Here is a 12,067-nt window from a genome sequence, read left to right as displayed (position 1 = left end):
GAAACAGAACCGATAAGTACGGATAGCTTGAGGTCTGAATGAACCCGGATGCGAAACCCCTTTCTGAATTTAAACGGCTCGAACACTGTCTGAAAGCCGAAAGCACACCCTTTAAAGCCTCTGCGCAGAATATTATTTATCATGAATGCTTCGATAAAGAGCAATACACCTTTGTTATACAAACAGGCATTGTGGCTATTCATCGTCAACCAGACGATCTTCTGCTCGGGATCGTAACTAACCCTTTTATATTTGGTTTAGCAGCGGGAATGACGGAGCATCAGCAGAAATATACGATAATTTCCCAGTCATCCAGCAGCGGTTTTTATCTTCCCGCGACAACAGCTCGCCAACTTATTCAGCAATCTGATCTTTGGCAGGACGCATTTTGTTGGCTGTCATGGATAAACCGAATATTAGCGAAGCGAAATATGCAGTTAGTAGGGAATAATTCCTACAGTCAGATTCGTGCGATGCTGTTGGATATGGCGGAATGGGATGAAAGCTTGCGCGCTAAAATCGGTGTGATGAATCATATTCAGCGAAGTACGCGTATTTCACGTTCCGTCGTGGCGGAAGTTTTATCGGCATTACGTCAGGGGAATTATATTAATATGAACCGGGGCAAACTGGTCAGCATCAACCGTTTGCCCGCGGAATATTAAACAATCAGGAAGCGGGAACGACCTGAGCTTTGTTTTCGCTCAGTTCGGTGACAAGATTATTAATACCGTCACTCATATTGATGAATCGTGTATTTGGCGAGCGGGTCACGACCACAAATGCGCCGACATTCGACTGTGGGATCATGGCCATATAGGTGATAAACCCGCCGCCACCGCCCGTTTTCTGAATAATACCCGGACGTCCATCTTTAGGGGCCATATAAACCCAGCCCATACCGAGTGCATCGGCTTTGCCCGGGACATCCATCCCAATCACGCGATGAAGCTGTGTGCGTTTATAGATGAGGGTTTGCATACGGTCGGCCTGATTGCTTCGCGCGTAGAAATCGGACGACAGGAATTGCTGCATCCAGCGCATCATATCGCCTGGCGTGGAGTAAACCCCGCCGCTGCCAATCGCCGCGAGCGTGTTATTGCACGGGCTGGCTCCTTTCTCTGCCACCATCAGGCGTTTGCACTGATCGGGGGATGGGGTAAACGTCGTGTCCTTCATCCCCAGCGGACGAGTAATTTGCTCTTCAAACAGCTGGGTATAAGGCTTACCCGATGCCGTAGACAGCGCATCGGCCAGCAGATCAAACGCCAGATTCGAATACGCTGCCTGCGCACCCGGCGCTGATTTCAGCGTGGCGGTCGTCAGATAGTTCCAGCGCTGCTCGCGCGTGGGCCAGACAAACACAGGGCGATGCGCCGCGCCGCCGGGCTGTTCACGCGGCAGGGCGCTGGTATGGGTCGCCAGATTCACCAGCGTGATAGGCGTACCCTGATAAGTGGGCACGTGGGCGCCTTGCGGTGCGTATTTGCTTAACGGATCGTTGAGCTTCACCACACCCTGATCCAGCAATTTCACCAGCATTTCACTGGTCATCAGCTTAGTCAGAGATGCAATGCGGATAACCGAATCCAGCTGTGGGTGGACATTGCTGCCTGGACGTGTTTCACCAAAACTGCGAAACACGCGCTGATTGCCATCAATAACGACCAGCGCCATACCCGTTGCGCCACTGCCGTAGTAAATAAGATTGGCGTAGCGATCTGCAATATCAGAAGCAAAAGCGGGTGCTGTCAGCGGCTGTGCGGCCTGGACAGAAGTTAGGCTCACCGCACACAGCGCGGCGAAAGAGAGCAGACAACGTTTCAACGAAAAGCATCCATGAAGTGAATGAAGGAAGTAATGCGTATTTATACTACTAAACGGCGCGGTGCAATGGGCCGAATTGCATAACGATAGCGTGAAAAACGTAACCACGGGTAAATAAGAACAATTTCGTTGCACTCTGTCTCCAGTTTTGTGACATCGGGCTTATGATAGGAGCAGGTGTTCCTCAATTTTTGGAGACGGCGATGTCGGATAAACGAGTGGTCATGGTGGTCGATATGCAGCAGGGTGTGTTCGCCACCCCGCGGATTCAGCGCGAGCAATGCGTTTCACGAATCAATCAGCTCACGCGTAGCGCGGATACGGTCATTTTTATTCAGCATACCGAGGCGGGCGGGCTGGAAGAGGGGAGCGAAGGTTTTGCGCTGCTGCCTGAACTGCATCAGCCTGAGGGCGCGTTTTATGTCACCAAAACCGCCTGCGATGCGTTCTATCGCACGTCGCTGGACGCGTTGTTAACGGAACTGAATATTAAGCAGTTCGTCATCTGCGGCTGCGCGACCGACTATTGCGTCGATACCACGATCAAAAACGGTGTCAGTCGGGGATATCACATCACCGTCCCACAGGACGCGCACACCACCGCTCATCGCCCGGCGGCAGAGGCTCAGGTACTGATTAACCACTATAACGATGTCTGGCGAACCTTCATCGCGCCGGACAACCCGCCGCGTGTGAAACTCACCGAAACAATTCTCGCCGAGTGGCAGGCGAACTAACCTATAAACCGCAGGTCTATTTTTTCGCACGAGCCGGTGAGCGGCTCGTGGCGGCATTTTCGTGTGGTATTTTGTTGAACACAGCAACGCCATAACAACAAGAAGGAAGCACAATGTTTAAGTCTTTTTTCCCAAAGCCGGGGCCTTTTTTCCTCTCGGCATTTATTTGGGCGCTGATCGCCGTCGTGTTCTGGCAGGCGGGCGGCGGCGCGTGGATTGAGCGCCTGGCCGGTGCAACGGGAGATGTGCCGATCAGCGCAGCGCGATTCTGGTCGCGCAGCTATCTGCTGTTTTACGCGTATTACGCCTTGTGCGTGGGCATCTTTGCTCTTTTCTGGTTCACTTATGCGCCGCATCGCTGGCAATACTGGTCGATTCTTGGGACCTCGTTGATTGTCTTTGTCACCTGGTTCCTGGTGGAAGTGGGTGTCGCGGTCAACGCCTGGTATGCGCCATTCTACGATCTCATTCAGACCGCGCTCAGTTCGCCACATAAAGTCACCATCAATCAGTTCTATCACGAAGTGGGTGTTTTCCTCGGCATCGCGCTGATTGCGGTGATTATTGGGGTGATGAATAACTTCTTCGTCAGCCACTACGTGTTCCGCTGGCGTACCGCCATGAACGAACACTATATGGCGCACTGGCAGCAGCTGCGTCATATCGAGGGTGCCGCCCAGCGTGTGCAGGAAGATACGATGCGTTTTGCCTCGACCCTGGAAGATATGGGCGTGAGCTTTATTAACGCCATCATGACGCTCATCGCGTTCCTTCCCGTTCTGGTCACACTCTCGGCCCATGTGCCGGATCTGCCGATTGTCGGCCACCTGCCGTACGGCCTGGTGATTGCCGCCCTCGTCTGGTCGCTGATGGGGACTGGTCTTCTGGCGGTTGTTGGGATAAAACTGCCGGGACTGGAATTTAAAAACCAGCGCGTGGAAGCTGCCTATCGTAAAGAGCTGGTCTACGGTGAAGATGACGCGGAACGCGCCTCGCCGCCGACCGTTCGCGAACTGTTTGGCGCAGTGCGTCGCAACTATTTCCGTCTCTATTTCCACTACATGTATTTTAATATTGCGCGCATTTTATATTTGCAGGTCGATAACGTTTTCGGTTTGTTCCTGCTGTTCCCGTCGATTGTTGCGGGTACGATTACGCTCGGTCTGATGACCCAGATCACTAACGTTTTCGGTCAGGTTCGCGGCTCGTTCCAGTATCTGATTGCCTCATGGACTACGCTGGTTGAGCTGATGTCGATCTACAAACGTCTGCGCAGCTTCGAACGCGAGTTGGACGATCAGAACCTGTAGGAAGTGACCAACACATTAGGGTAAAACAGGGAGTTGCTATGCCATTTGCCGTACCACGCGCGTTACCGTTATCACTGCTGGCCGCCTTCGTGCTGGCCGGATGCGCCGAGAAAGGGGCCGCGCCGCTGAAAAAGGGCGAAAAGCCTGTCGATGTGGCAAGCGTGGTGCGTCAGAAAATGCCCGCCAGCGTGAAAGATCGCGACGACTGGGCGATTGTGCTTGCGAAGACATTCGAGAGTCAGAAAATCGCCCCGACCGAGGAGAATATCTGCTCGGTGCTGGCGGTGGCGCAGCAGGAGTCCATGTATCAGTCCGATCCGGCGGTACCAGGGCTCAACAAAATTGCCTGGAAAGAGATCGACCGGCGTGCGGAAAAAATGCACATCCCGGTCTTTCTGGTGCATACGGCACTCAAAATCACCTCGCCGAACGGCAAAAGCTACAGCGACCGGCTGGATACGGTGAAAACCGAGAAACAGCTGAGCGCCATTTTCGATGATTTTATCGATATGGTGCCGATGGGGCAGAAGCTGTTTGGCTCGCTCAATCCGGTGCATACGGGCGGCCCAATGCAGGTCAGCATCGACTTTGCCGAGAAACACACCAGCGGCTATCCGTGGAAAATCGACGGCACCGTGCGCCAGGAGGTGTTCTCCCTGCGCGGTGGATTGTGGTTCGGTACTTATCATCTCCTGAACTACCCGGCCAACTACAGCGCGCCGCTGTATCGTTTTGCCGATTTCAACGCCGGATGGTACGCCAGTCGTAACGCCGCATTCCAGAATGCGGTAAACCGCGCAACGGGGGCGAAACTGGCCCTGGATGGCGATCTGATTGCCTACGGCAGCAGCGAAGCGGGCACGACAGAACAGGCGGTGCGTAAGCTGGCCACCAAACTGGATATGAGCAACAGCGAGATTCGCCATCAGCTGGAGAAAGGGGACAGCCTGGCGTTTGAGAAAACGGAGCTTTACCAGCAGGTTTATAAGCTGGCGGAGCAGAAGAGTGGTAAGGCTTTGCCGCGAGAAATTTTGCCGGGCATTCAGCTCGAAAGCCCGAAGATCACGCGTAATCTCACCACGGCGTGGTTCGCAAAACGCGTCGACGATCGTCGGGCTCGCTGTATGTCACTGAACTAAGCGTCAGTGGTAGCGGCGCCAGCGCAGAACAAGGGCGACGATGCCGAGGATTGCGCATCCGGCGAGGAAGGGCACTAAACCAAAAATGGTGCTCACGCCGAAGCCGATATCCACACGCGGTCGGCCCGTATCCTGGACCTGCATCAGGTGTTCATAAACGCCGGGGGCATGCACCAGAATGTTCAGCAGCTGTGAACCCGCCCAGAAGCAGAACAGCACGAACAGGGCGTAGGCGATGTTTCCCGACGTGGAGGTTCCTGGTTTTTTATCACCAAAAATCGGCTTCGCCAGTGTAAAGTCTGCCATAAAAACCTCCGATATCTCACTCTGACCATCTGCAGTCGTACAAAGTGAAGTCTGACAGGTCATCACATTTGTCAATATCAGAATCGTGGTAATTTGGCCCAGGGAATTCTCCTGGTTTATCGATTTCTGTCCTGCGTCACAGTTTACTGACTTAAGTTAAATTGATTCGCATTTAAGAATTTCCGTATCCGCCACAGACCGCGTGTGAAAACTGTGAGAGGATATCTTTTTATTCTGTCGGAGTTGCCATGAACCTGTCTGCCAAACTACGCCGCGACTGGCACTATTACGCCTTTGCGATTGGCCTGATTTTTATTCTTAACGGTATTGTCGGGCTGCTGGGATTTGAAGCGAAAGGCTGGCAAACCTATGCGGTAGGGCTGGTGACCTGGGTTATCAGTTTCTGGCTGGCGGGATTCATTATCCGCCGTCGACCACAAGAGCCGACGACGGAAAGTATTGAGAGCGCCGATAAAGCGGATTAACCGTTTACCGAGCTTTTCAGGGCGCTGTCAGCGGCGTGACGCTCCAGCGCCAGTTCGATCAGGCGAGTAATCAAATCCGGGTAGCTGATACCGCTGGCCTGCCATAGTTTTGGATACATGCTGATATTGGTGAAGCCAGGCAGCGTATTGATTTCGTTGATAATCACCTCATTCTCCGCCGTCAGGAACACGTCGACGCGCGCCATGCCGCCGCAGCCGAGCGCCTGATAGGCCTCGATGGCGATCGCACGGATCTTGTCATTGATTTCGGGATCCAGCACCGCCGGGACCACAACCTGTGCCCCTTTGTCATCAATGTATTTGGTGTCGTAGGAGTAGAAATCGCTGTTCAGCACCACTTCGCCGCAGGTACTGGCCTGCGGGAAATCGTTGCCCAGCACGGCGCATTCGATTTCACGGCCTTTAATCCCTTGTTCAACCACCACTTTGTGGTCAAATTCAAACGCCAGACGCACGGCTTCGGTGAACTGCGCTTCACTGGTCACTTTGCTGACGCCAACGGAAGAGCCCTGGTTTGCCGGTTTTACGAATAACGGCAGACCAAGCTGGGAAGTGATTTGGGCAAAGCTGTGCTGCTGACGATTAGCGCGGGTGAGCGTCACAAATGGCGCGATGTTCAGGCCGGCATCGCGCAGCAGGCGTTTGGTCACGTCTTTATCCATACAGGCGGCGGAGCCGAGAACATCCGAACCGACAAATGGCAGATTCGCCATGCGCAGCATCCCCTGCAGGGAACCGTCTTCGCCCAGCGTGCCGTGGACTATCGGGAAGACGACGTCAATCTGCGAAAGCGCCTGGGCATTGCCCGCGTTAATCAGCTGGCCCTGCACCACGCCCGGTACGGTGGCGACGCTGATTTCCGATGGATTGAGCGCGATATGTGCCGGATCGTCGGCATTTAACAGGTACTGGCTGGCATCGTTTACGTGCCACTGGCCCTGTTTATCAATGCCCAGCAAAACGACATCAAAACGGCTCTTATCAATCGCATCAACGATATTTTTGGCCGATTGCAGTGACACTTCGTGTTCTGCCGATTTTCCCCCAAAAACAATTCCTACCCGCTGCTTCGCCATCTTCACTTTATTCCAGTCCGACTCATCAAAGCCTATAACATACCACGATGCCCGGTGGGTTTCCCCGCCTTCTGCCATAATGTTTTGAGGTGGAAAAGAGGAGGGAATGTGCGAGGGAAAAGTCTGCTTATCTGTGTGATTCTCGCGGGAGCGGCGGTGATGGGGTATCGCTGGCTACCGTCGTATTACAATCCTTTTGTGCCGCTGAGTCTCGACGATCCGCCGGGGAAAATCAGCCAGTTTAAGCTGCGTCGCCTGACGCCCGAGGCTTGCACTCGTTTGCTGTCAGAGGCGAATCAGAGACGGCTGATTCAGACGCAGGCGATGGCCAACAGCGCAGGGGATTGCCCTCTGAGCGACGTGGTGCGGGTGCGCAATTTTGGCCCCGTGACGCTAAGCAGCAGTTTTATCGCCAGCTGTCCGCTGGCCCTGAGCTCCGCGCTGTTTATCCAGCAGCAGGCGCGGCCTCTGACCAAAACGATGATGGGCAGCGAACTGGCGCGCGTTGAGCACCTCGGGAGTTTTGCCTGTCGTAATATCTATCACCGGCCTGATGCGCGCCGCAGCGAACATGCCAGCGCCGATGCGCTGGATATCAGCGGCTTTCAGCTGGCGGATGGCCAGCGGGTGACGGTCCTGTCCGGCTGGCGAAACGAAAAAACGCAGCCCTGGCTGCAGGCGTTGCTCAGCGCCAGCTGTGACTATTACGGCAACGGGTTAGGCCCGGAGTATAACGCCGCGCACGCCAACCATTTTCATCTCGGCATGCGCGGGTTTGGCCTCTGTCGTTAAAGCATATTTCACCAGTCGAAAGAGGATACTTTGTGACTTATTTCACAAATATGATGACTGGGGAGATAAAACACCAAAATGTGCGCCGTCGCATCTCTGGTTCCACGTCATGTGACGTAACTTGCTAATCTGTCGGCGAATTCGCCTAAAAATGAAGATTGTGCCGCTTATGGAATCCTGGAAAGTAAACCTCATTTCGGTCTGGTTTGGCTGTTTTTTCACCGGCCTTGCCATCAGCCAGATTTTGCCCTTTCTGCCGCTGTATGTTTCCCAGCTCGGCGTGACGTCGCACGAAGCGCTGTCGATGTGGTCCGGTCTGACCTTCAGTATTACTTTCCTGGTTTCCGCCATAGTCTCGCCCATGTGGGGCAGCCTCGCGGATCGCAAAGGACGCAAGCTGATGCTCCTGCGCGCTTCACTCGGGATGTCGATTGCGATCCTGCTCCAGGCTTACGCGACCAACGTCTGGCAGCTCTTTTTACTGCGCGGCCTGATGGGCCTGACCTCCGGCTATATTCCTAACGCCATGGCGCTGGTGGCCTCGCAGGTTCCGCGCGAGCGCAGCGGCTGGGCGATCAGTACCCTTTCGACCGCGCAGATCAGCGGCGTGATTGGCGGCCCGCTGATGGGCGGTTTTCTGGCTGACCACGTGGGTTTGCGGGCGGTCTTTTTCATCACCGCGATGCTGCTGGTGGTGAGTTTCCTGGTGACATTCTTCCTGATTAAAGAGGGCGTGCGGCCGACCGTCAGCAAAGCCGATCGTCTGAGCGGCAAAGCGGTCTTCGCCACGCTGCCGTATCCCGGCCTGATGATTAGCCTGTTTATCACCACCATGGTGATTCAGCTGTGCAACGGATCGATCGGGCCGATTCTGGCGCTGTTTATTAAATCCATGGCGCCGGACAGTAACAATATCGCCTTTCTCAGCGGCATGATTGCCGCCGTGCCCGGTGTCTCGGCGCTGATCTCGGCCCCGCGCCTGGGCAAGCTCGGGGATCGCATCGGCACGGCGCGGATATTAATGGCGACGCTGATTATCGCCGTGGTGCTGTTTTTCGCGATGTCCTTCGTCACCTCGCCGTTCCAGCTCGGCGTCCTGCGCTTCCTGCTCGGCTTTGCCGATGGGGCGATGCTGCCCGCGGTACAAACTCTGCTGGTGAAATACTCAAGCGATCAGGTGACCGGGCGCATCTTCGGCTATAACCAGTCCTTTATGTATCTGGGGAATGTTGCCGGTCCGTTGATGGGCGCGACCGTCTCGGCGATGGCAGGATTCCGCTGGGTATTTGCGGCGACAGCCGTGGTGGTGCTGATCAACGTGATTCAGCTGGCAATTGCCTTGCGCCGCCGCCGTCAGAAAGCGGCGAATAGTGCAAACTGAAGATATATTATGTATTAAGCAGACATGGCCATTGTTATCAAAAATAATGGCGTCTGCTTTCTAATAATTCGCCGCCAGGCAATCACTTTTTATAATAGCAAAACGTTTCGCTGGCATTAAATCATCGTTATTTGCGACATAGCGTGTTTTTTCATAAAGATAATACTTTTCGCCTCTTTGCATTATTCAACCGTAATGATACCGTCAGCAAAAACCTGATAAGGAAATAGCTCGATGAAAAATCTCATTGCAGAGTTGCTGGTTAAGCTTGCCCAAAAGGAAGAAGAGTCAAAAGAACTGGTTGCCCAGGTTGAAGCGCTGGAAATCGTCGTCACAGCCCTGTTACGGCAAATGGCGCAGCACGATCAGCAGACGCTGATCCGAAGTATCGAGGGCGCACTGGAGGATGCCAGGCCCGACTCTCAAGTGCCGGTTCAGGATAGCGAAATGCTACAGCAATACGTAAAAAAGTTGTTGCGGCATCCACGCAGTTAATCTGTCACAGAATCTAAAAGCCTGTCATAGATTTGTCATCTGGTATGCCTATAGTCGCTCTGTTTATTTTTTATGTATTTGTACATGGAGAAAATAAAGTGAAACAGAGCGCACTTTTCATCGCATTAATGCCGTTATTATTTACCCCTGCCATTTATGCTGACACCGCGAATACCCACGTGCTGGATAATCGTGCAGCCCAGGGTGATATCACGCAGCCGGGTGGCGCGCGCCGCCTGACAGAGGATCAAACCGAAGCGCTGCGTGCATCCCTGAATGACAAACCCGCTAAAAATATTATTCTGCTGATTGGCGACGGGATGGGTGATTCCGAAATCACCGCCGCGCGAAATTATGCCGAAGGGGCCGGTGGCTTTTTTAAAGGCATCGATGCATTGCCGTTGACCGGACAATACACCCACTACGCGCTGGATAAAAAAACCGGTAAACCGGATTACGTCACCGATTCCGCCGCCTCCGCCACGGCCTGGACCACCGGCGTCAAAACCTATAACGGCGCGCTGGGCGTCGATATTCACGAAAAAGATCACCAGACCATTCTCGAGATGGCGAAAGCCGCCGGGCTGGCAACGGGCAACGTCTCTACCGCCGAACTGCAGGATGCCACGCCAGCCGCACTGGTCTCGCACGTAACCTCGCGTAAATGCTATGGCCCGTCCGTCACCAGCGAAAAATGCCCGACCAACGCGCTGGAAAAGGGTGGTAAAGGGTCCATCACCGAACAGCTGCTGAACGCCCGCGCGGATGTCACGCTCGGCGGCGGGGCGAAAACCTTCGCGGAAACCGCGACGGCGGGCGAGTGGCAGGGCAAAACCCTGCGTGAACAGGCGCAGGCGCGCGGTTATCAGCTGGTGAGCGATGCCGCTTCGCTGGCGGCTATCACCGAAGCGGGTCAGGATAAGCCGCTGCTCGGTCTGTTCTCGGACGGCAATATGCCGGTGCGCTGGGAAGGGCCAAAAGCCTCTTACCACGGCAACATCGACAAACCTGCTGTCACCTGTACGCCAAACCCGAAACGTGACGACAGCGTCCCTACGCTGGCGCAGATGACCGATAAAGCCATCTCCCTGCTGAGCAAGGGTGAGAAAGGTTTCTTCCTGCAGGTGGAAGGGGCGTCGATTGATAAACAGGATCACGCGGCCAATCCGTGCGGTCAGATTGGCGAAACCGTCGATCTCGACGAAGCCGTGCAGAAGGCGCTGGAGTTCGCGAAGAAAGATGGCAACACCCTTGTCGTCGTCACCGCTGACCACGCCCACGCCAGCCAGATTGTGGCGCCTGATACCAAAGCTCCGGGCCTGACCCAGGCGCTGAACACCAAAGACGGTGCGGTGATGGTGATGAGCTACGGCAACTCAGAAGGCGATTCAATGGAACATACCGGAACGCAGTTGCGTATCGCCGCGTATGGCCCGCATGCTGCGAACGTGGTGGGCCTGACGGATCAAACGGATCTGTTCTACACCATGAAAGCCGCTCTCGGTCTGAAATAACCTATTGCCCGGCGGAAATCCCCTTCCGCCGGGTGTAATACCAGTCAGTTAAGCAACATAATGAATTTAAATTCATTATGTTGCTTGCTCCAGGACCTTTATGGCATCAGTGGAATTGTTCCGTTCACTTTCGTTCCTCTGCTTCCGGTCTATCACTCTGCGGTGAACGTGCCAGGGTGGCTCAATCGCCACCACCCTGGCAACCCGGGCTCCCGGCAAAGAAAATCGCCGCTTCGCGGTGCCCTCAGCTTATTCCTTGCGGCTATCGGGTCGGGCGCGATCCTGCATCCATGCAGGTCGCCCCCTCTCGGCGCTTCCCTGCGCCTCGACCCGGCCTCCAGGAAACGCTTCGGCGATTTTCAGCCGGACTCCCGATCCCTCCAGCTTCACGACCGCCTGAATGTGGTACCGGTGTGGGTCCCCGAAGAAATCGGCGAACCGGAGGTCAGATGGCAAGGGGGCCGCGCAGCCCCCTTGTCACGTTCACAGGTGATACAGGTTTTATATTCTGCTGAACATAAGGTGAACGGAATAACCTCAGATGCTTAACTGACCAGTATTACTTCCGCCGGGTGGTATTTTTCCCGCCACGAACCAGACTTAATGTGAATCTTCACAAAAGGATGGTGCTATGAAACTGACCCTCGCTGTAACCCTGCTTTCTTCTCTGCTTCTGATGTCTGTCGCGTCTGCCGCCGAGAGAACGCTTACGCCTCAGCAGCAACGGATGACCAGCTGCAATCAACAGGCGACAGCCCAGACGCTGAAAGGCGATGCGCGCAAAACCTACATGAGTGATTGCCTGAAAAACAGCGCTTCGAAACCGGGCGAAAAGAGCCTGACGCCCCAGCAGCAAAAGATGCGTGAATGTAATGGCCTCGCCACGCAACAGTCCCTCAAAGGCGAAGACCGCAGCAAGTTTATGAGCGCCTGCCTGAAGAAAGCGGCGTAGTCCTAACGGGTGAGCGGCCACGCCGACTCACC

Annotated in this window: 13 protein-coding genes; 10 read left to right on the top strand and 3 right to left on the bottom strand. The window is 54.7% G+C overall.

What is annotated here, in order from left to right; translation table 11 throughout:
* The first annotated feature begins 38 nt into the window (after positions 1–38).
* Positions 39–665: a helix-turn-helix domain-containing protein gene (locus QQF33_RS17700; protein ID WP_282492676.1), complete on the top strand. Its 627-nt coding sequence runs from the start codon at positions 39–41 to the stop codon at positions 663–665.
* A 4-nt stretch (positions 666–669) separates the two neighbouring features.
* Here QQF33_RS17700 and ampH read toward each other — a convergent pair whose 3' ends face one another.
* Positions 670–1,827 carry a D-alanyl-D-alanine-carboxypeptidase/endopeptidase AmpH gene (gene ampH, locus QQF33_RS17695; protein ID WP_285145248.1) on the bottom strand — a complete coding sequence of 386 codons (1,158 nt, stop codon included), beginning with the start codon at positions 1,825–1,827 and terminating at the stop codon, positions 670–672.
* Positions 1,828–2,030: 203 nt separating this feature from the next.
* Between ampH and QQF33_RS17690 the strand changes: the two genes are divergently transcribed.
* From QQF33_RS17690 to QQF33_RS17680, 3 genes are all read left to right on the top strand, one after another.
* Positions 2,031–2,564 (top strand): isochorismatase family protein, encoded by a 534-nt coding sequence (locus QQF33_RS17690; RefSeq protein ID WP_285158333.1) that lies wholly within the window; start codon positions 2,031–2,033, stop codon positions 2,562–2,564.
* Positions 2,565–2,677: 113 nt separating this feature from the next.
* Entirely contained in the window at positions 2,678–3,874 is a 1,197-nt protein-coding gene (gene sbmA / locus QQF33_RS17685) for a peptide antibiotic transporter SbmA (RefSeq protein ID WP_285158332.1), read from the top strand.
* A 38-nt stretch (positions 3,875–3,912) separates the two neighbouring features.
* The gene (locus QQF33_RS17680; protein ID WP_285158331.1) at positions 3,913–5,013 is read left to right on the top strand and encodes a DUF1615 domain-containing protein; all 1,101 of its coding nucleotides are present in this window, start codon (positions 3,913–3,915) and stop codon (positions 5,011–5,013) included.
* Positions 5,014–5,016: 3 nt separating this feature from the next.
* Here the strand turns inward: QQF33_RS17680 and QQF33_RS17675 are convergent, their stop codons facing one another.
* The gene (locus QQF33_RS17675) at positions 5,017–5,319 is read right to left on the bottom strand and encodes a DUF2755 family protein (protein WP_282492671.1); all 303 of its coding nucleotides are present in this window, start codon (positions 5,317–5,319) and stop codon (positions 5,017–5,019) included.
* Between the two features lie 248 nt (positions 5,320–5,567).
* Here QQF33_RS17675 and QQF33_RS17670 point away from each other — a divergent pair, with 248 nt between their 5' ends.
* On the top strand, positions 5,568–5,804 hold the full coding sequence (locus QQF33_RS17670) for a DUF2754 domain-containing protein (protein WP_285145244.1): 237 nt from the start codon (positions 5,568–5,570) through the stop codon (positions 5,802–5,804).
* Here the strand turns inward: QQF33_RS17670 and ddlA are convergent.
* Complete coding sequence (gene ddlA, locus QQF33_RS17665; RefSeq protein ID WP_285149910.1) at positions 5,801–6,901, bottom strand: D-alanine--D-alanine ligase; 1,101 nt, start codon at positions 6,899–6,901, stop codon at positions 5,801–5,803. The two genes, QQF33_RS17670 and ddlA, sit on opposite strands and share 4 nt — an antisense overlap.
* A gap of 108 nt (positions 6,902–7,009) precedes the next feature.
* On the opposite strand from ddlA, the gene QQF33_RS17660 reads away from it, so the two are divergent.
* The 5 genes from QQF33_RS17660 (at position 7,010) to psiF (ending at position 12,035) form a co-directional block, all read left to right on the top strand.
* Positions 7,010–7,693, top strand: coding sequence for an extensin-like domain-containing protein (locus QQF33_RS17660; RefSeq protein ID WP_285158330.1), 684 nt, complete (start codon positions 7,010–7,012; stop codon positions 7,691–7,693).
* Positions 7,694–7,862: 169 nt separating this feature from the next.
* Positions 7,863–9,074, top strand: a complete 1,212-nt coding sequence (locus QQF33_RS17655; RefSeq protein ID WP_285158329.1) for a multidrug efflux MFS transporter — start codon at positions 7,863–7,865, stop codon at positions 9,072–9,074.
* A gap of 234 nt (positions 9,075–9,308) precedes the next feature.
* Positions 9,309–9,569 carry an anti-adapter protein IraP gene (gene iraP / locus QQF33_RS17650; RefSeq protein WP_282492667.1) on the top strand — a complete coding sequence of 87 codons (261 nt, stop codon included), beginning with the start codon at positions 9,309–9,311 and terminating at the stop codon, positions 9,567–9,569.
* Positions 9,570–9,667: 98 nt separating this feature from the next.
* Positions 9,668–11,083 (top strand): alkaline phosphatase, encoded by a 1,416-nt coding sequence (gene phoA / locus QQF33_RS17645; RefSeq protein WP_285153298.1) that lies wholly within the window; start codon positions 9,668–9,670, stop codon positions 11,081–11,083.
* A gap of 631 nt (positions 11,084–11,714) precedes the next feature.
* On the top strand, positions 11,715–12,035 hold the full coding sequence (psiF, locus tag QQF33_RS17640) for a phosphate starvation-inducible protein PsiF (RefSeq protein ID WP_282492665.1): 321 nt from the start codon (positions 11,715–11,717) through the stop codon (positions 12,033–12,035).
* The last annotated feature ends 32 nt before the right edge of the window (positions 12,036–12,067 follow it).

This window comes from Lelliottia wanjuensis (genome assembly GCF_030238365.1).
In the GTDB taxonomy this organism is placed as follows: domain Bacteria; phylum Pseudomonadota; class Gammaproteobacteria; order Enterobacterales; family Enterobacteriaceae; genus Enterobacter; species Enterobacter wanjuensis.
The sequence above is the reverse complement of the archived record's forward strand: the minus strand, read 5'-3'. Positions and strand labels throughout refer to the sequence as shown.

Excerpts from the sequence above, each read along its gene's own strand:
- QQF33_RS17655 (WP_285158329.1), top strand. The coding sequence starts at position 7,863 with ATGGAATCCTGGAAAGTAAACCTCATTTCGGTCTGGTTTGGCTGTTTT.
- ddlA (WP_285149910.1), bottom strand. The coding sequence starts at position 6,901 with ATGGCGAAGCAGCGGGTAGGAATTGTTTTTGGGGGAAAATCGGCAGAA.
- QQF33_RS17700 (WP_282492676.1), top strand. The coding sequence starts at position 39 with ATGAACCCGGATGCGAAACCCCTTTCTGAATTTAAACGGCTCGAACAC.
- psiF (WP_282492665.1), top strand. The coding sequence starts at position 11,715 with ATGAAACTGACCCTCGCTGTAACCCTGCTTTCTTCTCTGCTTCTGATG.
- QQF33_RS17670 (WP_285145244.1), top strand. The coding sequence starts at position 5,568 with ATGAACCTGTCTGCCAAACTACGCCGCGACTGGCACTATTACGCCTTT.
- sbmA (WP_285158332.1), top strand. The coding sequence starts at position 2,678 with ATGTTTAAGTCTTTTTTCCCAAAGCCGGGGCCTTTTTTCCTCTCGGCA.
- QQF33_RS17675 (WP_282492671.1), bottom strand. The coding sequence starts at position 5,319 with ATGGCAGACTTTACACTGGCGAAGCCGATTTTTGGTGATAAAAAACCA.
- QQF33_RS17680 (WP_285158331.1), top strand. The coding sequence starts at position 3,913 with ATGCCATTTGCCGTACCACGCGCGTTACCGTTATCACTGCTGGCCGCC.
- QQF33_RS17690 (WP_285158333.1), top strand. The coding sequence starts at position 2,031 with ATGTCGGATAAACGAGTGGTCATGGTGGTCGATATGCAGCAGGGTGTG.
- iraP (WP_282492667.1), top strand. The coding sequence starts at position 9,309 with ATGAAAAATCTCATTGCAGAGTTGCTGGTTAAGCTTGCCCAAAAGGAA.